The organism is Williamsia sp. z34 (genome assembly GCF_059553395.1).
The window spans coordinates 227,062-249,396 of record NZ_JCANWW010000002.1 but is presented as its reverse complement, the minus strand read 5'-3'; the positions used below and the strand labels follow the sequence as shown (position 1 = coordinate 249,396).

Genomic DNA, 22,335 nt, shown 5'->3' with positions numbered 1-22,335 from the left:
TCACTTTACCTAATAGTTTCGACAACCCGGTTCGTCGACCACCGGCGCAGAGCTCCGCACCCCTCAGAAATCGTCCGAATCGTCCTCTGTGTCACTGTCGCCGCCACCGGTGATCGAGTAGATGACACCGGCGAGGTCCTCGGGTTTGACGAGCACATCGCGCGCCTTCGACCCCTCTGAGGGACCGACGACTCCGCGACTTTCCATCAGGTCCATCAGGCGCCCGGCCTTGGCAAAACCGACCCTGAGCTTGCGTTGCAGCATCGAGGTGGAGCCGAACTGACTCGACACCACCAGTTCCACCGCTTGCAGCAGGTCGTCCAGGTCGTTGCCGATATCGGCGTCGATGTCCTTCTTGTCCGGAGCCTTCTGCGCGGTCACACCCTCGGTGTAATCGGGCTCACTCTGCTCCTTCGCGAAATCCACCACGGCCTGGATCTCTTCGTCCGTGATGAACGCACCCTGCATACGGATGGGCTTGTTGGCGCCCATCGGCAAGAACAGTCCGTCACCCATACCGATCAGCTTCTCGGCACCGGGCTGGTCGAGGATGACTCGTGAGTCGGTCAGCGACGACGTCGCGAACGCCAGCCGCGAGGGGACGTTGGTCTTGATCAGACCGGTCACCACGTCGACCGACGGGCGCTGCGTTGCCAGGACCAGGTGGATACCGGCGGCACGGGCCTTCTGGGTGATCCGGACGATCGATTCCTCGACCTCACGCGGAGCAGTCATCATCAGGTCGGCGAGCTCGTCGACAATCGCCAGGATGTACGGATACGGCTTGTAGACGCGTTCGGAACCGAGCGGGGTCGTGATCTCCCCGGAGCGGACCTTGCTGTTGAAGTCGTCGATGTGTCGCACCCGGGACGCCTTCATGTCCTGGTAGCGCTGTTCCATCTCCTCCACCAGCCAGGCCAGTGCCGCCGCAGCCTTCTTCGGCTGCGTGATGATGGGTGTGATCAGGTGCGGGATGCCCTCGTACGGCGTGAGCTCCACCATCTTCGGGTCGACCAGGATCATCCTGACCTCCTCCGGCGTCGCGCGGGTCAGCAGCGAGACGAGCATCGAGTTCACGAAGCTCGACTTACCGGAACCGGTGGAACCGGCGACCAGAAGGTGCGGCATCTTCGCCAGGTTCGCGGCCACGAAGTTGCCCTCGATGTCCTTGCCCAGGCCGACCACCAGCGGATGCTTGTCCTTACGGGTCGACGATGCGGTGAGCACGTCGGCCAGGCGGACCATTTCCCGGTCGCTGTTGGGCACCTCGATACCCACGGCGGATTTGCCGGGGATCGGGGCCAGCAGCCGGACGTTGTCGGTCGCCGCGGCGTAGGAGATGTTGCGCTGCAGGGCGGTGATCTTCTCGACCTTCACACCCGGTCCGAGTTCGACCTCGTACCGGGTGACCGTCGGACCGCGAGTGAAGCCGGTGACGGCGGCGTCGATCTTGAACTGCTCCAGGACGGCCGAGATCCGATCGATCATCTCGTCGTTCGCGGCGCTGCCCAGCTTGGGCGGGTCGCCCTCGATCAGCAGGCTGGCCGGCGGCAGCTTGTAATCACCCTCCACGGCACGATCGACCAACATCCCGTTCTGCGGCATGTCGTCGTCTTCGTCGTCGTCGGCCGGAACCGGCGGCGGGGTGGGCTTGGCGACCGGTCGCTTGCGGACCGGCTTCGCGCCGGCCGGAGGAGTCTGCAGGGCTTCGGTCACCGCCGCTGGGGCACCGTCATCGTCGATGATCTCTTCGGTCAATGCCTCCCCCGCGGTCACCGGTACCGGTGCCGGCGGCGGGGTACGCCGACGGGGCCGGCTCGGCGGCTCGGGGCGGGTCGCCAGGGAGGGAAGGTCGGGTGGGTAGTTGTTGTACGGGTCACCGTAGGCCGGGGCGCCGTAGGAGTCGTCGGCGCCGAACTCGTCGTCTTCGTAGTCGCCGTCCTCATCCCATTCACCGGTGACGCCGAGACCGAGGTACGAACTGACGACCGCAAACAGTTCGCGCACTGTCAGCCCGGACAGCAGCAGCAGTCCAAACGCCATGCACAACAGCAGGATCGGTACCGAGATCCAGGCCGTCAACCCGTCGGTCAGCGGTCCGCCGACCGCAAAGCCGATGAATCCACCGGCGTCCTGACGCTCAGACAGTTCGGCCGGACGACCGGCGAAGATGTGCCAGAGACCGGGCAGTGGGAGCCCGATCAGCAGCGCAGAACTGATGTATCGACCGCGACTGCGAGGGTTCGGTGCGTGCCGCATGAGTACGAAGGCGGCCCCGATGAAGACCAATGGCAGCAGCATGGCCACGGTCCCGATGACGGCGCGGGCCGCGGAATCGACAAACGCCCCGACCGGACCACCGGCGTCGAACCAGATCGCCGCGACCACCACGATCGAGAGTGCGAGCAACACCAGCGCGAGTCCGTCGCGGCCCTGTGTGTGAACGTTCTGGTCCGCTCCCCCACCCGACGCATCGTCGAAGGGATCGTTCGACGATCCGGCCGGGCCATCGTCGCCGTACTCGCGTTCGTCGTAGTGCGGGTCCCCGCCGCGCGAGCCGGACCGGGCGACCGCCCCGACACCCTTCGCGACCAGGCCCCATCCCGCACCGACACCGGCGCCCACCGCTTTGAGGGCCGACCGGCGCGGCGGCGCGGACGCCTTGGCCCGCGCCGAGGTCGCTGCCGACCTGCTCGACCCCCGGGCCCCTGCGGTCGACTTCTTGGCTGTCGTCGCCTTCTTCGCAGCAGGCCTCTTGGCGGACGCCGAGGCCTTCTTCGCCGGAGCCTTACGCGGGGCAGCCTTCTTGGCGGCAGGTTTCTTCCCGGCCGCGGAACCGCGAGCGGGCGCGCCAGAGCGAGCGGTGGACTTGGTTGCCATGGGTGCCACCTTAGTCGGCAACAGTCACACAAACCTCATCTACAACACGCGCATCTCGATCGCGTGTCGTATTCGTGATGGTTCCTAAAAACCGCGTTTCGCTGCCTTCACCGCGGCGACCGCGTCGGCGTCGCCCTCGAAATCCAAACGGGTCTGGGCTCGTCCGAACGCGAACAGCAACAGTTCCAGTGGTTCACCGGTGATCCGAACCGTCGGTCCATGGCCTCCGGTGGCGATCTGCTCACCGTCGGGGGTGACCAATTCAACAGTGGCCGGCGACTTGGCAATCGCTCTTTTCGCCATTGCCTTGAGCGGGGTGAGGATCGCCTTGTTCTCGGCGGCCCCGAGGGTCCGGGGCTCCCACCCCGGCGCCGCGCGGCGGACGTCTTCGTGGTGCACGAACATCTCGGTGACGTTCACGAAGCGGTCGAGCGGCTTCAGCGGCGAATACAGCGGCGGACCGGCGGCGAACTTGGCGATCATCGAATCCCAGTCGTCCTTCGCCACCTTGTCCTGCACCGACTTCGTATGTCCGGCCAGCGCCGGGATCAGGATGCCCGGTGAGGCATCCGGGCGGTACTCCCGCACGATCATGTGGGCGGTCAGATCCCGGGCCGTCCATCCCTCACACAGGGTTGGCGCGTCGGGTCCGACCGCACGCAGAGTGGTCACAAGCGCTGCACGTTCATCTCGGGCAATCGTCATGGCACCACCCTATGCGGCACCGACCACCCTTGTGGCGCACAGCACTAGCTGTTGCCGGAGTCGCTCACCGTCAGAACCGTGGGCACGATCATCGGCCGGCGGCGGTACTTGTCGGCGACCCAGCGGCCGACCACCCGGCGGATGGTCTGCGCGATCCGATGTGCGTCCGTGACACCTTCGTTGGCCAGCTGCTCGAGAGAGTGGTCGACGAGGTTCGCCGCTTCTTTGAGCGCCGCCGGATCGTCGGAGAATCCCCGACCGGAGACCTCGGGCGGGCTGACGGCGCGACCGGTGTCGGCGTCGATCACCACAGCGATCGCGATGAAACCACCTTCGCCGAGCACGAGCCGTTCGGACAGCGTCGACTCGCCGACATCTCCGACCGACAGTCCGTCGACGTAGACGAAGCCCACCGGAACCCGGCCGGTGATGGATGCGCGGCCGTCGACGAGGTCGACGATCACGCCGTCTTCGGCGAGGACCACGGACTCGGACGGAACGCCGGTGGCCTCGGCCAGTGCGGCGTTGGCACGCAGGTGGCGCCATTCACCGTGCACCGGCATCACATTCGATGGCCGGACTGCGTTGTACAGGTACAGCAGCTCGCCTGCCGATGCGTGTCCGGAGACGTGCACCTTGGCGCTCTGCTGCGTGACCACGGTCGCACCGCGCCGCGCGAGGCCGTTGACCACGGCAAACACCGAGTTCTCGTTACCCGGGATGAGCGAGGACGCCAGGACGACCAGGTCGTCGGCATGGATGTTGATCTGCCGATGTTCGCCCTTGGCCATCCGGGAGAGCGCCGAGAGCGGCTCGCCCTGCGACCCGGTCGAGACCAGCACGAGCTTGTTGTCGGGGAGTGCGGCAGCGGTGTCCATGTCGACCACGACGCCGTCGGGCACCCGCAGGTAGCCGAGTTCCTGGGCGATCTGCATGTTGCGGACCATCGAGCGTCCGACGAATGTCACCCGGCGCCCGTGGGCGTGGGCCACGTCGACGACCTGCTGGATGCGATGGACGTGGCTGGCGAAGGACGCCACGATCACGCGGTGTTTCGCCTTGCCGATCACCTGATCGAGAACGCCACCGATCTCACGTTCGGGGGTGACGAATCCGGGGACCTCGGCGTTGGTCGAGTCGACCAGGAAGAGGTCCACGCCCTCGTCGCCGAGCCGGCTGAAACCGGCGAGGTCGGTCAGACGACCGTCGAGTGGCAACTGGTCGAGCTTGATGTCGCCGGTGTGCAGGACCACGCCGGCACCGGTGCGGATCGCGACGGCCAGTGCGTCCGGGATCGAGTGGTTGACCGCGAAGTATTCGACCTCGAACGGACCATGCTTGGTGAACTCGCCCTCGAACACCTCGATCAGCTTGGGACGCAGGCGGTGTTCTTTGCACTTGGCCGCGAGCAGGGCCAGCGTGAACTTGGCGCCGATCACCGGGATGTCGGAACGCAGGCGGAGCAGGAACGGGACGGCACCAATGTGGTCTTCGTGCCCGTGCGTCAGGATGATCGCCTCGACGTCGTCCATCCGATCCTCGATGTACCGGAAGTCCGGCAGGATCAGGTCGACACCGGGCTGGGCATCTTCGGGGAACAGGACACCGCAGTCGACGATCAGCAGCTTGCCGTCGTATTCGAACACGGTCATGTTGCGGCCGATCTCACCGATTCCACCGAGCGCAACGATGCGCATACCGTTGGCCGGGAGTTTCGGTGGGACGCCGAGCCTGTTGCTGTTCTCGACAACCCGGGCATCGGTCCGTTTCGCTGCGGACTGGCCCTGACCGCCACGGCGATTCCGTGGAGACCTCTTCTGTGCGACCGACTTTGATGACTTGGGCGCGTTGGATTCGGAGATGTTGTCCGCCTTCGGTTCCGCCGCAGCGGGGATCGTCTGTGGTTTCGGCTCTGCCGGTGGTCCGGCCTTGCGACGGATCACTCTGCCGCGCTTACGCCCGGGCGATTCTGGAGATGTCATGAAAGTACCTTCGCTGCACGCAGATCCGCGATCAACGCTTCGATTTGTGGACCGTTCGCCGGCACCTGCGGTAACCGGGGGTCGCCGACATCCATACCCAGGATGCGCAGCGCTGCCTTGACCATCGTGACGCCTCCGAGACGGCCCATCGCGTTGACGAGCGGGATCATCGACACATTGAGTTCGCGGGCGCGGATGAGATCACCCTTGTTGACGGCGTCGAGCATGTCGCGGAGGCGATCGGGAACCAGATGTCCGATGACGCTGACAAAGCCGGCTGCACCGATGGAGAGCCACGGCAGGTTCAGCGCGTCTTCACCGGAAAGGTACTGGAGGCCGGTGTCGGCCATCAGCGACGCGGCCGAGTTCAGATCACCCTTGGCATCTTTGACACCCTGGATGTTCGGGTGGCGGGAGAGCTCCAACAGGGTGCGGTGCTCGATCGGGATGACCGATCTCGGCGGGATGTCGTAGAGCAGCACCGGCACGTCGGTGGCATCGGCGATGGCGGTGAAGTGGGCCAGCAAACCGGCCTGCGGCGGCCGTGAGTAGTAGGGGGTCACCACCAACAGGCCATGTGCACCGGCCGCAGCCGACTCTTTGGCGAACCAGACACTCTCGCGGGTGTCGTAGCTGCCGGCACCCTGCACGATCCGGGCGCGGTCACCGACCGTGTCCAGGACGACCCGGAGCAGCTCGAGCTTCTCTGCGGGCGTGGTGGTGGGCGACTCGCCTGTGGTGCCGGAGACAACCAGACCATCGCAGCCGCCCGACACAAGCCGGTCGGCAAGTTCGGCGGCTCGAGCGAGGTCCAGCGATCCGTCAGCGGTGAACGGGGTAACCATCGCAACACTGACAGTCCCGAAGGGGAAGCTCTGTGGTTGCGTCGCACCGGTGATCATGGTCGTTAAGGTTACCGGAGCACAGGCCAGTCGCTTAATCCGTGGCGACTAAGGGCCGTGGCGGCGTTTCAGCCTTCGAGAACAAATGGTGAGGTTGCCACTTCGGTGCCGTCCGACAGTGTCCCGATCTCGAAGTCCCCGAAAACCGTTGGCGCGACATCGGTGAGCTGACGCAGGCATTCGATCGCCAGTTGCCGGATCTCGACATCGGCGTGTTCGGTCGCCCGCATCCCGATGAAATGACGCCATGCACGGTAGTTGCCGGTCACCACGATCTTGGTCTCGGTGGCATTCGGCAGGACTGACCGGGCCGCCTGGCGGGCCTGCTTACGTCGCAGGATGTTGTTGGGTACGTCAGAAAATTTCTCCTCCAACGCGGTCAGCAGCTCCGAATACGCCTTCCGGCTCGCGTCGGTGGCCTCGATGAACAGTGCCTCGAGTTCCGCGTCGCCGCGGATGGCCGGTGGTGGCACCACGTTCGAATCGTGCTCGGGCACAAAGCGTTGCGAGAGCTGCGAATAGGAGAAGTGACGGTGCCGGATCAGTTCATGGGTGCACGAACGCGAGATCCCGGCGATGTAGAACGTCACGGTCGCGTGTTCGAGCAGCGACAGATGTCCGACTTCCAGGATGTGACGCAGGTACCCGGCGTTGGTTGCTGTGCGGGGGTTCGGTTTGTCCCAGCTCTGGTAGCAGGCCCGGCCCGCGAACTCGACCAGCGCTTCCCCGCCGTCGACGTCAGTGCTCCACGGCACATCGGCAGGAGCGTCGAACGACGTCTTCGCCACCAGTTGCACCTTCAACGGCACCAATTCCGACACTGCGTTTCCTCTTTCCTGTGGGTTCGAGCCTCACCGATTGTCCACCACCGCGCAGACGGACATGCGATCGACCTCTGGCGGCCCGGACAGCCACGACACCGGGTCCGTTCGACGATCATGTCTCAGGCGAATGCGGCAGACCCGACCGCCCGGGCCAGCTCCGGGGCAAGATCTCCCCGATCACCGACCTCCACCCGACCGACACCGAGCCAGACCGCCATCGCGTGGAGATCGGCTGCCAGCGACTCCGCCACCGCCCTGGGGTCGGCCCCGGGTTCATGGAAGGCCCCGAGGACCAGCAGGCGGTTACCGGGCCGGTCGGTCTTGAGGTCGACACGGGCCACCAAACGGTCTCCCATCAGGTACGGGAGGACGTAGTAGCCGTGGACGCGTTTGGCCTCGGGGACATAGATCTCGATGCGGTAGTGGAAATCGAAAAGCCGCTCGGTGCGTGGCCGGAAGAAGATGAGCGGATCGAAGGGGCTGAGCACTGCGCTCCGACTGACCGTCCGTGGGATCCGCGCCGCCGGGTCCAGATAACCCGGCTTCGACCAACCTTCTACTTCGACCTGCCGGATCTGTCCCGCCGACAGCAGGTCGGCGATCGCGTCCCGCGCAGGTTGGGGTTTGAGCCGGTAATAGTCGCGGATGTCGACCTCGGTTCCCACACCCAACGCGGTGATCGAACCCCGCACCAATTCACGGATCGCGTCGTCGCGGGCGATCTCGACGTTCGAATACTCCCCCACCACGTTCTCGGCCAGGTCGTAATAGCGGTTGAAGCCGTTGCGTCGCGTTGCCGAGAGCTCCCCGGCCGCGAACATCACCTCGCACAGGTATTTGACCTGGCTACGGTCCCACCAGGTACCTTTTTTCGGACGTTTCTCGTGGCCGAGGTGATCCTCGATCAACCCGCTGGTACTGGGTCCGATCTCGGCGATCGTCTCCCGGATGACCGCGCGCATCGCCGCCGCCTTTCGGTCTCCCACCGCCTCGCGATAGCGGCCGTGACGGAAGTCGTCCATCCGCCAGCGGAACAGCGGCCAGTGTTCGATCGGCACCAACGCGGCCTCGTGTGCCCAATATTCGGCGAGCAGGGTCGGCCGACGCGGACCCGGTTCCCAGGCTGCCTGTTCGAGTACCGCGCGATCATAGTTTCCGAGGCGACTGAAGATCGGCATGTAGTGGGCCCGGACCGCGATGCTGACCGAGTCCATCTGCAGCAGTCGGGTACGTTCGAGCACTCGTTGCAGGTGTTTGCGGTTGACCGCGCCGGTTGGCATCCGGTCCGTAAAGCCCTGTGCCGCCAAAGCAATCCGGCGGGCCTGCGCACCCGACAGCTGATCGCGGCCCGCCACTACGCCCTGACCGTGTACTTCAGGAAGCGGTACCTCAGACCGTTCGCGGATTCCAGCCACGGCTCATCGGCGGAGAGTTCCCAACGCCGCGGATCCAACTCCGGCGCCGCGGTGTCACCATCGGGCACCTCGATGTCGATTTCGGTGACGTAGGCGGTATCGGCCAGACCTGTCGCGGCCCGGTAGATTTCACCGCCACCCATCACGAAGACAGTGGGATCGAGTTCGCGCCCGGCAGCGATCGCCGACTCGACATCCGGAAAGCTCCGGGCACCCTCGCCGAGCCAGTCCCGTTGCCGGGTGACCACCAGATTTTCGCGCCCCGGCAACGGCCGAAACCTCGGCGGCAACGAGTCCCAGGTGCGGCGGCCCATCACCACTGGATGTTTACCGGTGATCCGCCGAAAGTACTTCTGATCTTCGGACAGCTGCCACGGCATGTCCCCGTCGCGGCCGATCACGCCGTCGACAGACTGCGCCCAGATGAGTGCGATGGTCACCGGATCAAACCGCCACGGGCGCTTTGATTCCCGGGTGGTACTTGTAGTCGAGCACCTCGATGTCCTCGTATCGGTAGTCGAAGATCGAATCGCGCTGCGCCAAAGCCAACGTCGGGTACGGGTACGGGTCACGCGAGAGTTGTTTGGTGACCTGTTCGACGTGGTTGTCGTAGATGTGACAGTCACCGCCGGTCCAGACGAACTCCCCGACCTCGAGGCCGGCCTGAGCCGCCATCATGTGGGTGAGCAAGGCGTAGGACGCGATGTTGAAGGGCACGCCGAGGAACAGATCGGCGCTGCGCTGGTACAGCTGGCACGACAGTTTGCCGTCCGCCACATAGAACTGGAAAAACGCGTGGCACGGCGGGAGTGCCATCTGCGGGATTTCTCCGACGTTCCACGCCGAGACGATGTTGCGGCGCGAATCCGGGTTGGTCCGCAACAGCTCGAGTGCGGCGCTGATCTGGTCGATGTGCTCACCCGAGGGTGTCGGCCAGCTACGCCATTGCACGCCGTAGATGGGTCCGAGTTCACCGTTGTCATCTGCCCACTCGTCCCAGATGGTGACCCCGTGTTCCTGCAGCCATCGCACGTTCGAATCACCGCGCAGGAACCACAGCAGCTCATAGACGATCGACTTCAGGTGCACGCGCTTGGTCGTGATCAGCGGAAACCCTTCGGCCAGGTCGTAGCGCAACTGGTGACCGAACAGGCTCCGGGTGCCGGTGCCCGTGCGGTCGGCCTTGGGAGTCCCCGTTTCGAGGACCAACCGCAGCAGGTCTTCATAAGGGGTCGGGATGTTCACCGCGTTGCTCACGGGCCAAGTCTAAAGGGCGACGCCGACATCCCTGACATGACAGCCTCAACCGCGCCGAAGCACCCTCGGCCTCACACTGTGGAGTTTTCAATGAACACGCTGCGCAGGGAATTCCTGCACCGCTCGGGAGTACCGGCAAAGGCGTCGCCCGTAGGTTTTGTCGGGCAAACGGACCGGCCGGCCTGGACCGCCGTTATGCGGCGGTGATCTCAGTGTTCAGGGTGCGGCGGGCATGCGAACGGATCGCGGTGGTGCTGTCCGGCGCACGAAACCAGGGATGCCCATCGGAACCGATGAAGACTTCCCAGCCCATGTGATGGATGTACCGGTGATGCCGCCGGCACAGCAGGACCATGTTGGTCAGGCTGGTGACGACACCGTTGCGCCAGAAGTCGATGTGGTGGGCATCGGTCCGGCCAGCGGGGCACCCGCAGCCCGGGAACGCGCACCCTTGGTCCCGCGCGATCAGCGCCTTCCGGATCGCCGGCGTCACCGTGCGTTGATCGCGGCCGACATCAAGGGGTACCGAATTGTTGTCGAGCAGAATCCTGGTGATGACCGAATCGCAGGCCACCATCTGCGCGGTTGATGCTGACGCCGGCCCGGTCCATTGAAATGCGGGTGCCAACGCGGGAGCCTTGGCGCCCGGGATGCCACGTAGTTGCAGCTCCTGCAGGTGTTCCGGGGTCACCGTGACCACCACATGCGGTTTGGCGCCGCCACGCGTCGGACGATCTTCCTGATCGAGATACGAATCCAGCAGGCGTTCCAGAGCATCCGCACGAATCTGGGCATTCGACCGGCGATCCGGTGAACCATCGGGTTCGGGTACCGGCCTCGATAAGGGATCGAGCGCGACACGAAGTTTCTCGCCCAGCAGGTTGTCCAGATCCAGGGTGCCGTGACTGCGTCCGTCGTCCCCATTCCCGAGGGTGAACTCGTTGAGCTCGTGATTCTCGGCATCAGGGATCGGCTTGTCCGGCGGCGACAACACGATCGCCATCTGCCGCGCCCGCGCCGACACCGCCGCCGGACTCGCCATCAAGGCCTCGGTCAGTAAACCGCGCACACAGTCAGCGCGGTCCTCGCCGGCCAGATCCGGGTTCCGACGCTCAATGTGGTTGAGCCCTTTGACGATCGAGTCCACATGCTCACCCGACAACGCTCCGTCCACACCGTAGGCCGGCACTGATGGAATGTCACCGAGCGCCTTGCTCACCCGTACGTAGCGATGGGCCGCCACCGGCGCCACCCCCTCCTTCTGGAGCAGTCCGGCGGTGGACCGCTCACCCGACCTCTGAGCCAACCCACGCCGATCGACTTCACCGACCAGTCGGAAAAGTATCTGTTCCACAACATGATTGAGTCGAATAACCGCCACCGTGCGAGCTGAAATCTCAGCATCATCCCCGGCGACCACAGCCGCATCCCCGGCCAGATCCGACAACCTGGCGAACATTCCCCCGAAGTCCATGGGACAAGTTTACGGCCCAAACCCGATTCGCACAAGCTTTCGAACGAATTAATACTGTTGCATCCCAACATATTTCGCCAAACTAACCGAGAAGATCGGGCAGTCTATCGAACGGGTCGGACACCGATACCCCGCGAGATAATTGTCACCCCATCAACTGCGCAGCAACCGTCGCGCCCAGTTCCCAGCATGATTCGAGATCTTCTTTGCCCGGCTTCCCCGACACCACAACGTATTCGGCGGCTTTGGTCCAGCCCAGGCCCGTGGTGATCGAATCGACGGCCCGCTCGGCCCCCTCGGAGCCTTCGTTGCCATGGAGGTAGAGCCCGAAGGGACGACCGCGGGTGGAGTCGAGAATCTGGTAGTACGCGCCGTCGAACGCATGCTTGAGCGCGCCGCTGATGTAGCCGAGGTTGGCCGGCGTCCCGAGTAGATAGCCGTCGGCTTCGAGCATCTCGGCCGGTGACACCGTCAGCGCGGGCCGCCGCACCACCTCGACGCCCTTGATCTCGGGATCGGATGCGCCGCTGACGACCGCTTCAAACATCGCCTGACAATGCGGCGACGGCGTGTGGTGGATGATCAACAAACGCGACATCAACAATCCCCTGTACTACTACGACCCGGACTCTTTCTCCTGCGCCACAGCACGTTTCATCATCTCGCGAGCGCGGCTGCGGTCGCCGGCGTAGTCGTAGGCCCGCGCGATGCGATACGTGGAGCGCCAATTGCTCGGGTCGGCTTCCCATTCCGCCTTGACCTGCTCGAAAAGCTCATCGGCGGCCTCACGTTCGATGCGGCCCGAAGGACGCCTCGGCAACGTCGACACGTCGAGTTCCCCGCCCTCCTCGCGCATCCGGCGGGCCAGACGCTGATGAGCGATCCCGGACCGCAGTGCACCGACGACCATCCAGACACCGAGCAAGGGCAGGATGATCACACCGATACCCAGACCGATCCCGACCACTTCACCGGTGGCCATCAGATCGATGGCACGAGAACCCAACAAGAAGAAGTAGAAAAAGAGGACCAGGACGAGAACGCCGATCCCGACGACGATCGGCCGTGCGTCTTTCTGCTTTTCGCTCACTACCTCAGGCCCGCTCACAGGTCCATCAAGTCGTCGAGACCGACGGTCAGACCCGGACGACTGCTGATCTCACGGACACCGAGCAACACCCCGGGGACAAACGAGCTGCGGTCGATGGAGTCGTGCCGGATCGTCAAGGTCTCACCCTGCGTCCCGAAGAGCACCTCCTGATGGGCGACCAGTCCGGCGAGCCGGACCGAATGCACCCGCACCCCGTCGACATCGGCACCGCGGGCGCCCTCGAGTTCGGCACTGGTGGCATCAGGGCTGATCGGCACGCCCGCCTCGGCCCGCGCCTGGGCGATCAAACCCGCAGTCCGGTACGCAGTGCCCGACGGCGCATCGGCCTTGTGCGGATGATGAAGTTCGATGACCTCGACCGAATCGAAGAAGCGCGCTGCCTGCTGGGCGAACCGCATGCTCAGCACTGCGCCGATGGCAAAGTTCGGAGCGATCAGGACCCCGACACCGGGCTTGTCGGCAAGCCATCCACGAACTGTGTCCAGCCGGGCCTCGTCAAAGCCGGTTGTCCCGACAACCGCGTGAATCCCGTTCTCTATCAGGAACTTCAGGTTGTCCATCACCACGTCGGGGTGGGTGAAGTCAACCACCACAGCGGTCGAGGTCTCGACAAACCGCGACAACGGGTCACCCTTGTCGACGCCGGCGCTGAAGTCGAGGTCACCCGCGGCTTCGACGCCCGACACAATTGCCTGGCCGACTTTGCCGCCGGAGCCGAGTACACCTACTTTGATCTGGTCAGTCACCCGGCCGAGTCTAGTCAGCCGGGCTCCGCCGCTCCCACCAGGGAGACCTGACGCCCGATCAGAAGATCGGCGCCGAGCCGCGCAGATGCTCGAACACCAGCGACGTGTTGGTGCCGGCGACCTCGGACCGGGCGTTGAGCATCTCGATGAACTTCCGTAGCGCCTCGGTGTCGGCGGTGGCCACGTGCAGTAGATAGTCGTCGGCTCCGGACAGGAAGAAGACGTCGATCACCTCGTCTTTGCGGCCGATCTCGGCGACAAATCGCCTGATCTGCCCACGCGCATCCGATTGCAGACTCACCGCGACCATGGCGCGCAGTGGACGACCCACCGCCGCCGGGTCGATGTCGGCAAAGAACCCCCGGACCACCCCCATGTCGATGAGTCGCCGGATTCGCCCATGACACGTCGACGCCGCGATACCCACCTCCGCGGCCAGCGCACTGTTCGACATCCGCGCATCGACCTGCAGCAGTGCCAACAGTCGCCGATCGATGTCGTCGAGGCCAGGTGCCCGGGCCCGAATATTGTTCGACTCAGGCTCCATCGCGGCCTCCATATCCGAAGATTGTTCATCCAAAGATATCAAGTTGAGAATCTTCATCATGGATCTTGCGTAGTACTCGCTGTTTCTTCACCCTGGGTATCAGGCCGAGCCCACCACTACCGGAGGAGTTGTCCATGCGTGTCGGCGTCCCACGTGAGATCAAGAACAACGAGTTCCGAGTCGCCATCACCCCGGCCGGGGTGGCCGAACTCACCCGGCGCGGCCACGACGTGATCATCGAACACGAAGCGGGCACCGGATCCGCCATCGCCGACACCGACTACAAGGAAGCGGGTGCGCAGATCCTCGGCACCGCCCGCGAAGTGTGGGAACAGGCCGACCTGCTGCTCAAGGTCAAAGAGCCGATCGCCTCCGAGTATGAGCTGATGCGTCAGGGACAGATCCTGTTCACCTACCTGCACCTCGCGGCCAGTCGCGCGTGCACCGAGGCACTCCTGAAGTCCGGGACCACGTCGATCGCGTACGAGACCGTGCAGGAATCCGACGGATCGCTGCCGTTGCTCGCCCCGATGAGTGAGGTCGCCGGGCGGCTCGCCCCACAGGTCGGCGCGTACCACCTGATGCGTTCGGCGGGCGGTCGCGGCGTGCTGATGGGCGGGGTCCCCGGGACTGCACCGGCGGAGGTGGTTGTCATCGGCGGTGGCGTCAGCGGCGTCAACGCGGCCGCGATCGCGGTCGGGATGGGCGCCGAGGTGACGGTCTTCGACCTCGACATCAACAAGCTACGGGCGATCGACGCACGCTGGGGCGGTCGGGTTCACACCCGCTACAGCACCAAGTTCGACCTCGACGAGGCGATCAAGCAGGCCGACCTCGTCATCGGGGCCGTGTTGGTCCCCGGCGCGAAGGCACCGGTCCTGGTCCCCAATTCCCTGGTGGCACAGATGAAACCCGGCTCGGTATTGGTCGACATCGCCATCGACCAGGGTGGCTGCTTCGAGGACTCCCGGCCGACCACCCACGACGATCCGACGTTCATGGTCCACGGTTCGGTGTTCTACTGCGTGGCCAACATGCCCGGGTCGGTGGCCCGCACGTCGACGATGGCGCTGACCGGAGCGACCCTGCCCTACGTCCTGCGCCTTGCCAATCTCGGGTGGATCGAGGCCTTGCGCGCCGATCCGGCGCTGGCCAAGGGCCTGTCCACGCACGAGGGCGAACTCCTGTGCCCGCACGTCTCCGAAGCTCTGGACATCCCGCTGGGCGTCTCACCCCTGCGGATCTGACCCGTCCGGGCCGGCCCATTCCCGGACCGACATGTAGTGGGACATATTGTCCATCCGCCGCTGGACTGCCGACACCTCGCGGACCGCTTGTCCGACGAGGCTGCGGTCCAGCGGCGAAAGGCGTTGCATGGTCAGCACATCCGAAGCCGCCTCGCCACGATCGAGTTGTGCGACCTGGTAGGTCAGCCGGATCTTCTGCAACACCTCGAACACCTCGATGAGCGTGTTCGCGTTGTCCTCACTGAGCATGGCACTGCCGGCTGCGGCCGCGAGTCGGCCGCGGGTGCCGAGCTCGGGGCTCTGCACGCTCAGCGCTGCCCACCGGGCGATGTTGATCACCGGGATGAGCGCATGACCTTTGATGTCGAACGTCCCACCCCGCCGCGACAACACATCACGCATGGACCGCAATTTCGCCTTGTACGACAGTGATTCGGCGAGCAGCAGCCGCATCGTCCCCGGGTGCCGGCGCAACTCGCGGAACACCTCGGAGACCGCGGTGGCCCCCGGATCACCCCAGATCGGACGGCCATCGAGCAACAGCGACGCCAGGATCATGCCCTTGTTGTCGAGCGGCGACTCGAGCCACTGGCCGGCAACTGCCCGCCACTGACTGTGGGTTCTGGAGAACAGCGGCATGTCGGCGGTGGCCCCGTTCTCGTCGACCCCGAAACCGCACTGCCGCAGCACGGAACCCACCTCGGCGAAAGCCGCACGATAGGCCGCGATCTCCTGCGGATCGGTCACCGAGTCGTCGAACGAGACCGCCGAATCCACATCAGAACTCAACACCGATTCCCGACGGGCGTTGCTGCCCAGTGAAAGCCACGTCAACGATGCGGGATCGAGATCGGGTCGGGTGGCCAGCACCATCTCCAATGCCCGCCGGACCACCGCATCGGTCAGCACCGACAGAACCGCGGTCACCTCATGAGAAGGCCGCCCGCGGCGCAGGAGATCGGCTGCCACGTAACGCATCCGCCGACCCCGTTCGGCCAATGTCTCGAAAGAGTTCGCCCGGGCGATCTGCTCACGCAACGACACACCCGCACCGGCCGGGGCGTTGACGAAGTCACCGGGCACCACCACACCGCGCAGCACGCCGTGGGGATCGGTCACCGGAACACAGGTGACGCCCCGGTCCAGGATCTCGACGAGGACATCGGATGCCGGGGTGGTCGTCAGGGCCGTGACCGCCGGGTAGGACATCACCTGGTGCACCGGCTGTTGCAGGTCCGAGCCGGTGGCCACCACCCGGGCGCGGATGTCCCGGTCGGTCAGCACCCCGAACCGCCCGTCCGGGCACGGGATGACGATGTAGCCGCTGTGGTGTTCGGAGATCTGCTGAGCGGCCTGCTGCACGGTCATGTCCGCAGTACCCACCACGGGCGCGGTCCGCAATAGTTCGTCCACCGTGCCGAAATTGCTGACCGCCGGCGAATCCGCGCGTTGGGCGACCGTCAGCTTGCGGGCCAGGAACTCCGCACCGGCCAGCGACGAGAACACCGGGCGCACCGTATGTCCGGGAATCCGGTAGACCCGGACCGGACCGGCGGCCAGGGCCAGTGGACCGATGGTCGATCCGGTCAGCATCGCCGAGAAGCCGAAAACCCCGCCGGGACCGAGGATCTCGTCGGGGCCCTGCGGGTTGCGCTCGGGCGAGTTCCACAACTCGACCTGCCCGGACACCACCACCGCGAGCTCATCGATCGGCTCGACGAATCCGTTCATGATCGCGGCACCGGATTCGTGATCCTCCACCCGCGTGGCGGCTGCGATCTTCGACAATTCTTGATCGCCGAGCGCGTCGAAGGGCGGGTGCCCGGAGAGGAACTCGGCGATCGACGACGTCATGGGACAATCGTGCCAGGTTGCCGACCACAGCGCGCAGCGCCCGTCAGTTCACCAACGCGGTCAGTGACTTCGGGAGCTGGCGATGGCTGCGGTAGGGACCGATCACGGCGGCACCGAATGGTCGTCCGAGCAGCTCCCTGGCCACTCTGCTGGTGTCGGTCGCGCTGACCCGGTCGATCTTTCGCAACGCCTCGTCGACTGTCATCCGCTTGCCGTAGTTGATCTCGCCGCGGCCGTTGCGGTGCATTCGGGACTGCGAATCCTCCAGGCCCAGGACCATCGCCCCACGGAGCGAACCCTTGGCGCGGGCGAGCTCTTCGGCGGTGATGCCGTGTTCGGCGACCTCGGTCAGGATCTTCGTCATGACCGACGTGACCTCGGCGAGATGGTCGGGCGAGCAGCCCGCGTACACCGAGAAAGCACCTATATCGGCGAACGAGTCGATCGACGAATAGACCGAGTAGGCCAGTCCGCGAGACTCCCGGATCTCCTGGAACAACCGGGAACTCAGTCCCCCGCCCAGTGCGGTGTTGAGGACCGACAGGGCCCATCGGTCGCCACTGCCACGGCCCGGCGCCCGCACCCCGAGCAGCAGGTGCGCCTGCTCGGTATCGCGATACGACAGCTCGAGCGTGGGCTTACCGCCGATCGCCTTGGCGCCCGTACGAATCGGCGCCGGTTTGGCTTCCTTGTCGAGATGTCCGGCGAACGTGGCGCGCGCGGCGGCAAGGACTTCGGCATGGTCGACGTTGCCCGCGACCGACAACACCATCTTGTCGGGGGTGTAGCGGCGCTGATGGAACGAACGCACCTGTGCCCGCGTCATCGAGGTGATCGATTCGGCCGAACCGATGACCGGCCTGCCGAGCGGATGGTCGCCGTACATCGACGTCATGAACAGATCGGCGAGCAGGTCCTCGGGATCGTCGTCGCGCATCGCGATCTCTTCGAGGACCACCGCACGTTCGATTCCGACGTCTTCGGTGCGGCACTCGCCGCGCAGGACGACATCGGCGACGATGTCGATGGCCGTTGCCATGTGCTCGTCGAGGACGTGGGCGTAGTAACAGGTCTGCTCTTTACCGGTGAAGGCGTTGAGCTCTCCACCGATGGCGTCGATCTGCTCTGCGGTACTCGCCGCCGAGCGCGTCGGTGTCGACTTGAACAACAGGTGTTCGAGGAAGTGCGCGGCCCCGGCAACCGAGGGCTTTTCGTCTCTTGATCCAACCGCGACCCAGAGTCCCACCGACGCCGACCGTACGCCGGGGAGATACTCGGTGACCACCCGGAGCCCACCGGGCAGTACGGATCTCCGTACTGCCCGGTGGGTAACTGAGGACACAGACTTATGCGTCCCGGTCAAATCTGCTGTGCGGCTCAGGCTTTCGCCTCTGCGCCGGCGTCGGCAGGTGCAGCGGCCTCGTCTTCGACGGGGACCAGGCTGATCTTGCCGCGATCATCGATGTCGGCGATCTCGACGCGGATCTTCTCGCCCACGTTGACCACGTCTTCGACCTTGCTGATCCGCTTGCCCTTGCCCAGCTTGGAGATGTGGACGAGGCCGTCGCGGCCCGGGAGCAGCGAGACGAACGCACCGAAGGTGGTCGTCTTGACGACGGTTCCGAGGAACCGCTCGCCGACCTTGGGCAGCTGCGGGTTGGCGATGGCGTTGATCATGTCGATCGCGGCCTGGGCAGACGGACCATCGGTGGCGCCGACGAACACGGTGCCGTCGTCCTCGATGGAGATGTTCGCACCGGTCTGCTCGGTGATCGAGTTGATCATCTTGCCCTTGGGCCCGATGACCTCGCCGATCTTGTCGATCGGAACCTTGACCGTGGTCACGCGCGGCGCGTACTTGCTCATCTCGTCGGGCTCGTCGATGGCTTCTGCCATGACCTCGAGGATGGTGTTCCGCGCGTCCTTTGCCTGGGCCAGAGCCGAGGCCAACACGCTCGAGGGGATGCCGTCGAGCTTGGTGTCGAGCTGCAGGGCCGTCACGAAGTCCTTCGTGCCCGCGACCTTGAAGTCCATGTCACCGAAGGCATCTTCGGCGCCGAGGATGTCGGTCAGGGCGACATAGCGCGTCTGGCCGTCGACCTCGTCGGTGACCAGACCCATGGCGATACCGGCGACCGGCGCCTTGAGCGGCACACCGGCGTTCAGCAGCGACATCGTCGAGGCGCAGACCGAACCCATGGACGTCGAGCCGTTGGAGCTCAGCGCCTCGGACACCTGGCGGATCGCGTACGGGAACTCCGCGACCGACGGCAGCACCGGCATCAGAGCGCGCTCGGCGAGTGCGCCGTGCCCGATCTCGCGACGCTTCGGCGAACCGACACGGCCGGTCTCACCGGTCGAGTACGGCGGGAAGTTGTAGTGATGCATGTAACGCTTGCTGGTCTCGGGTCCGAGCGAGTCGACCTGCTGGGCCATCTTGACCATGTCGAGGGTGGTGATACCCAGGATCTGGGTCTCGCCGCGCTCGAACAGGGCGCTGCCGTGTGCGCGCGGGATGATCGCGACCTCTGCGGACAGCGAGCGGATGTCGGTGACACCGCGGCCGTCGATGCGGAAGTGGTCGGTCAGGATGCGCTTGCGCACGAGCTTCTTGGTCAGCGACCGGAATGCGGCACCGATCTCCTTCTCGCGGCCTTCGAACTGGCCGGCGAGCTCGGTCAGGATGTCCGACTTGAGCTCATCGGTCTTGTCGTCGCGCTCCTGCTTGCCGGCAATGCTCAGGATCTCTCCGAGACGTGCGGCGCCGGCTGCCTCGACGGCTGCGAAGACGTCGTCACCGTACGGCGGGAACAGCTGGAAGTCACCGGTCGGCTTGGACGCCTCGGCGGCCAGCTTCTGCTGTGCTTCACACAGGCGGGCGATGAACGGCTTGGCTGCCTCGAGGCCCTCGGCGACAATCGCCTCGGTCGGCGCCTGGGCGCCGCCCTCGATCAGCTCGATCACGTTGTCGGTGGCCTCGGCCTCGACCATCATGATCGCGACGTCGGCGCTGTCGCCTTCACCGGAAACGACGCGGCCGGCGACGACCATGTCGAAGACTGCGCCTTCGAGCTGCTCGACGGTGGGGAATGCAACCCACTGGCCGGCCTTGTTCTCATCAGTCGGGATCAGGGCCACGCGCACGCCACCGACCGGTCCGGAGAACGGCAGTCCGGCGATCTGGGTGGACGCCGAGGCCGCGTTGATCGCGACGACGTCGTACAGGTCCTTGGGATCGAGGCTCAGGATGGTGACGACGACCTGGATCTCGTTACGAAGACCGTCGACGAACGACGGGCGCAGCGGCCGGTCGATCAGACGGCAGGTCAGGATCGCGTCGGTGGACGGACGGCCTTCGCGGCGGAAGAACGATCCGGGGATGCGGCCGGCGGCGTACATCCGCTCTTCGACGTCCACGGTCAGCGGGAAGAAGTCGAAATGGTCTTTGGGGTGCTTGCCGGCGCTGGTGGCCGAGAGCAGCATGGTCTCTTCGTCCAGGTAGGCGACGACTGCGCCGGCTGCCTGCTGCGCGAGACGTCCGGTCTCGAAACGGATGGTGCGGGTGCCGAAGGTGCCGTTGTCGATGATGGCGGTCGCTTCGGTGATCTCGTCGTCGTACTCCACAGCGTCTGTGCTGGTGACGTCGGTCATGTGTGGGAATCTCCTACTGTTGGCTTTCAGGTTCGCGACCGACCTGCAAACAGTCGGCCGGCTCGCGGGCAAACACACGCGAGTAGGCCCTGCGCCAGGAGAATGTGCGGCTGTCGCCGTGTGACGGCCGTCGATCGAAGCCGCCGGACAAAATAACTACGTTCCGGGAGCCACTACCGAAGACCGCTCACCAGTGCGGACGCACAGACGAACATTTTCCTGGCACAAAAGCCAAGCCGAGGATATCACTCGACATCCCCGGCTTTGACTATCTTGGGTTTACATCTGGACGGCCAAGCCGGTCAGATGCGCTTTGCCGGGCGACTCGCCGAGGCGTGTCACCGTGGTGGCAACTAGCGGCGCAGACCCAGGCGCTCGATCAGCGTGCGGTAGCGCTGCACGTCGACCTTGGCGACGTACTTGAGCAACCGGCGACGCTTGCCGACGAGGAGCAGCAGGCCACGACGGCTGTGGTGGTCATGCTTGTGCTCTTTGAGATGTGCGGTCAGATCAACGATCCGCTTGGTCAGCATTGCGACCTGAGCCTCAGGAGATCCGGTGTCGGTCTCATGCAAGCCGTACTCGGCGAGAATGGTCTTCTTTTCTTCAACGGTCAGTGCCACTAGAACTCCTGGTTATGACGATCGCGCGTGAGTGTGAGTACACCCGGCGGTCTTGCAACCACCGCATGAACGTGATGTGGCCACCGCGAACCGCAGCACACACCAACCGACAACTCTACCGGCGGGCCGACCGCCCGACCAAATCGTCAGATCACGGCAGCAGCAGGCGGGTCTGGTCCACGTCGGCGGCGATCTGGTCGGTGAGGTTCGAGACGTCGTCGTACTTCGCCTGACCACGGATCCGGGCGACGAAGTCGACTGCGACGTGCTGGCCGTACAGATCCGCCGAGGTGTCCAGGACGTACGCCTCGATGGTCCGGGTGCGGCCGGAGAACGACGGGTTGGTGCCCACCGACACCGCTGCGCGGTAACTCTCCCCCGGTTCGACGTGGCCGACGACCGGTCCGGCACCGAGGACTGTGAACCAGGCGGCGTACACACCGTCGGCCGGGATCGCCGAATACATCGGCGGGGCGATGTTGGCCGTCGGGTAACCGACATCGCGGCCACGGCCGTCACCGCGGACCACAACGCCCTCGACGCGATGCGGTCGTCCGAGCGCTTCGGTGGCGGTCGCGACATCACCGGCGTCGACACACGACCGGATGTACGTGGACGACAGCGTCACCGCGTGTTCTCCCAGGAGCGAGACGGCCTCGACCTCGAAGCCGAACCGCTCGCCGAACTTGCGCAGTGTGTCGACGTTGCCCGCCGCCTTCTTGCCGAATGTGAAGTTGTCACCGACCACCACGACTTGGGCGTGCAACCGCTCGACGAGCACCTCGTGGGCGAAATCCTTGGGACTCTGCGCGGCCAGCACCGGCGTGAACGGCATGACGCAGAAGACGTCGATACCGAGTTCCTCGGCCAATTCGGCGCGTCGGGTCAGGGTCGAGAGCTGTGGCGGATGGGTTCCCGGGCGCACGACTTCGGCGGGATGGGGATCAAACGTCATCAGGACCGCGGGCACGCCTCGTTCTTTGGCAGCCCGGATGGCCCTGGTGATCAGTTGAGCATGCCCCCGGTGGACGCCGTCGAACACGCCGATCGTGACCACACACCTGCCCCAGTCCGCGGGGATATCGTCAAGCCCTCGCCAACGCAACACCGCACAAGC

At 65.1% G+C, this 22,335-nt stretch carries 19 protein-coding genes; 1 reads left to right on the top strand and 18 read right to left on the bottom strand.

What is annotated here, in order from left to right; genetic code table 11:
• Positions 1-63 precede the first annotated feature (63 nt).
• From AC51GT_RS05465 to AC51GT_RS05405, 13 genes are all read right to left on the bottom strand, one after another.
• Entirely contained in the window at positions 64-2,880 is a 2,817-nt protein-coding gene (locus tag AC51GT_RS05465; protein WP_496328137.1) for an FtsK/SpoIIIE family DNA translocase, read from the bottom strand.
• 84 nt (positions 2,881-2,964) lie between these two features.
• Positions 2,965-3,585, bottom strand: coding sequence for a TIGR03085 family metal-binding protein (locus AC51GT_RS05460; protein ID WP_496328136.1), 621 nt, complete (start codon positions 3,583-3,585; stop codon positions 2,965-2,967).
• Between the two features lie 44 nt (positions 3,586-3,629).
• On the bottom strand, positions 3,630-5,567 hold the full coding sequence (locus AC51GT_RS05455) for a ribonuclease J (RefSeq protein ID WP_496325256.1): 1,938 nt from the start codon (positions 5,565-5,567) through the stop codon (positions 3,630-3,632).
• Positions 5,564-6,469, bottom strand: a complete 906-nt coding sequence (gene dapA, locus AC51GT_RS05450) for a 4-hydroxy-tetrahydrodipicolinate synthase (RefSeq protein WP_496325257.1) — start codon at positions 6,467-6,469, stop codon at positions 5,564-5,566. The genes AC51GT_RS05455 and dapA overlap by 4 nt, the downstream gene beginning before the upstream one ends.
• Positions 6,470-6,537: 68 nt before the next feature.
• Positions 6,538-7,290 carry an FAD-dependent thymidylate synthase gene (thyX, locus tag AC51GT_RS05445; RefSeq protein WP_496328135.1) on the bottom strand — a complete coding sequence of 251 codons (753 nt, stop codon included), beginning with the start codon at positions 7,288-7,290 and terminating at the stop codon, positions 6,538-6,540.
• Between the two features lie 122 nt (positions 7,291-7,412).
• Positions 7,413-8,648, bottom strand: coding sequence for a winged helix-turn-helix domain-containing protein (locus AC51GT_RS05440; RefSeq protein ID WP_496328134.1), 1,236 nt, complete (start codon positions 8,646-8,648; stop codon positions 7,413-7,415).
• Entirely contained in the window at positions 8,648-9,148 is a 501-nt protein-coding gene (locus tag AC51GT_RS05435; protein WP_496328133.1) for a dihydrofolate reductase, read from the bottom strand. The genes AC51GT_RS05440 and AC51GT_RS05435 overlap by 1 nt, the downstream gene beginning before the upstream one ends.
• A gap of 4 nt (positions 9,149-9,152) precedes the next feature.
• On the bottom strand, positions 9,153-9,953 hold the full coding sequence (locus AC51GT_RS05430; protein WP_496328474.1) for a thymidylate synthase: 801 nt from the start codon (positions 9,951-9,953) through the stop codon (positions 9,153-9,155).
• Between the two features lie 205 nt (positions 9,954-10,158).
• Positions 10,159-11,439: an HNH endonuclease signature motif containing protein gene (locus tag AC51GT_RS05425; protein WP_496328132.1), complete on the bottom strand. Its 1,281-nt coding sequence runs from the start codon at positions 11,437-11,439 to the stop codon at positions 10,159-10,161.
• Between the two features lie 145 nt (positions 11,440-11,584).
• Entirely contained in the window at positions 11,585-12,037 is a 453-nt protein-coding gene (locus AC51GT_RS05420; protein ID WP_496328131.1) for a flavodoxin family protein, read from the bottom strand.
• Positions 12,038-12,055: 18 nt separating this feature from the next.
• Entirely contained in the window at positions 12,056-12,529 is a 474-nt protein-coding gene (locus AC51GT_RS05415) for a hypothetical protein (protein ID WP_496328130.1), read from the bottom strand.
• A gap of 14 nt (positions 12,530-12,543) precedes the next feature.
• On the bottom strand, positions 12,544-13,296 hold the full coding sequence (dapB, locus tag AC51GT_RS05410) for a 4-hydroxy-tetrahydrodipicolinate reductase (RefSeq protein WP_496328129.1): 753 nt from the start codon (positions 13,294-13,296) through the stop codon (positions 12,544-12,546).
• Positions 13,297-13,354: 58 nt separating this feature from the next.
• Positions 13,355-13,843 carry an Lrp/AsnC family transcriptional regulator gene (locus AC51GT_RS05405; RefSeq protein ID WP_496325267.1) on the bottom strand — a complete coding sequence of 163 codons (489 nt, stop codon included), beginning with the start codon at positions 13,841-13,843 and terminating at the stop codon, positions 13,355-13,357.
• 134 nt (positions 13,844-13,977) lie between these two features.
• Here AC51GT_RS05405 and ald point away from each other — a divergent pair, with 134 nt between their 5' ends.
• Entirely contained in the window at positions 13,978-15,090 is a 1,113-nt protein-coding gene (gene ald, locus AC51GT_RS05400; protein ID WP_496328128.1) for an alanine dehydrogenase, read from the top strand.
• Here the strand turns inward: ald and AC51GT_RS05395 are convergent.
• From AC51GT_RS05395 to AC51GT_RS05375, 5 genes are all read right to left on the bottom strand, one after another.
• Positions 15,073-16,944, bottom strand: coding sequence for a putative nucleotidyltransferase substrate binding domain-containing protein (locus tag AC51GT_RS05395; RefSeq protein WP_496325269.1), 1,872 nt, complete (start codon positions 16,942-16,944; stop codon positions 15,073-15,075). The genes ald and AC51GT_RS05395 overlap by 18 nt on opposite strands.
• Before the next feature lie 43 nt (positions 16,945-16,987).
• Positions 16,988-18,286, bottom strand: coding sequence for a M16 family metallopeptidase (locus AC51GT_RS05390; protein ID WP_496328127.1), 1,299 nt, complete (start codon positions 18,284-18,286; stop codon positions 16,988-16,990).
• Positions 18,287-18,321: 35 nt separating this feature from the next.
• Positions 18,322-20,595: a polyribonucleotide nucleotidyltransferase gene (locus AC51GT_RS05385; protein ID WP_496325271.1), complete on the bottom strand. Its 2,274-nt coding sequence runs from the start codon at positions 20,593-20,595 to the stop codon at positions 18,322-18,324.
• A gap of 353 nt (positions 20,596-20,948) precedes the next feature.
• Positions 20,949-21,218, bottom strand: coding sequence for a 30S ribosomal protein S15 (gene rpsO, locus AC51GT_RS05380; protein ID WP_496325272.1), 270 nt, complete (start codon positions 21,216-21,218; stop codon positions 20,949-20,951).
• 151 nt (positions 21,219-21,369) lie between these two features.
• Complete coding sequence (locus AC51GT_RS05375; protein WP_496328126.1) at positions 21,370-22,326, bottom strand: bifunctional riboflavin kinase/FAD synthetase; 957 nt, start codon at positions 22,324-22,326, stop codon at positions 21,370-21,372.
• Positions 22,327-22,335: the final 9 nt, after the last annotated feature.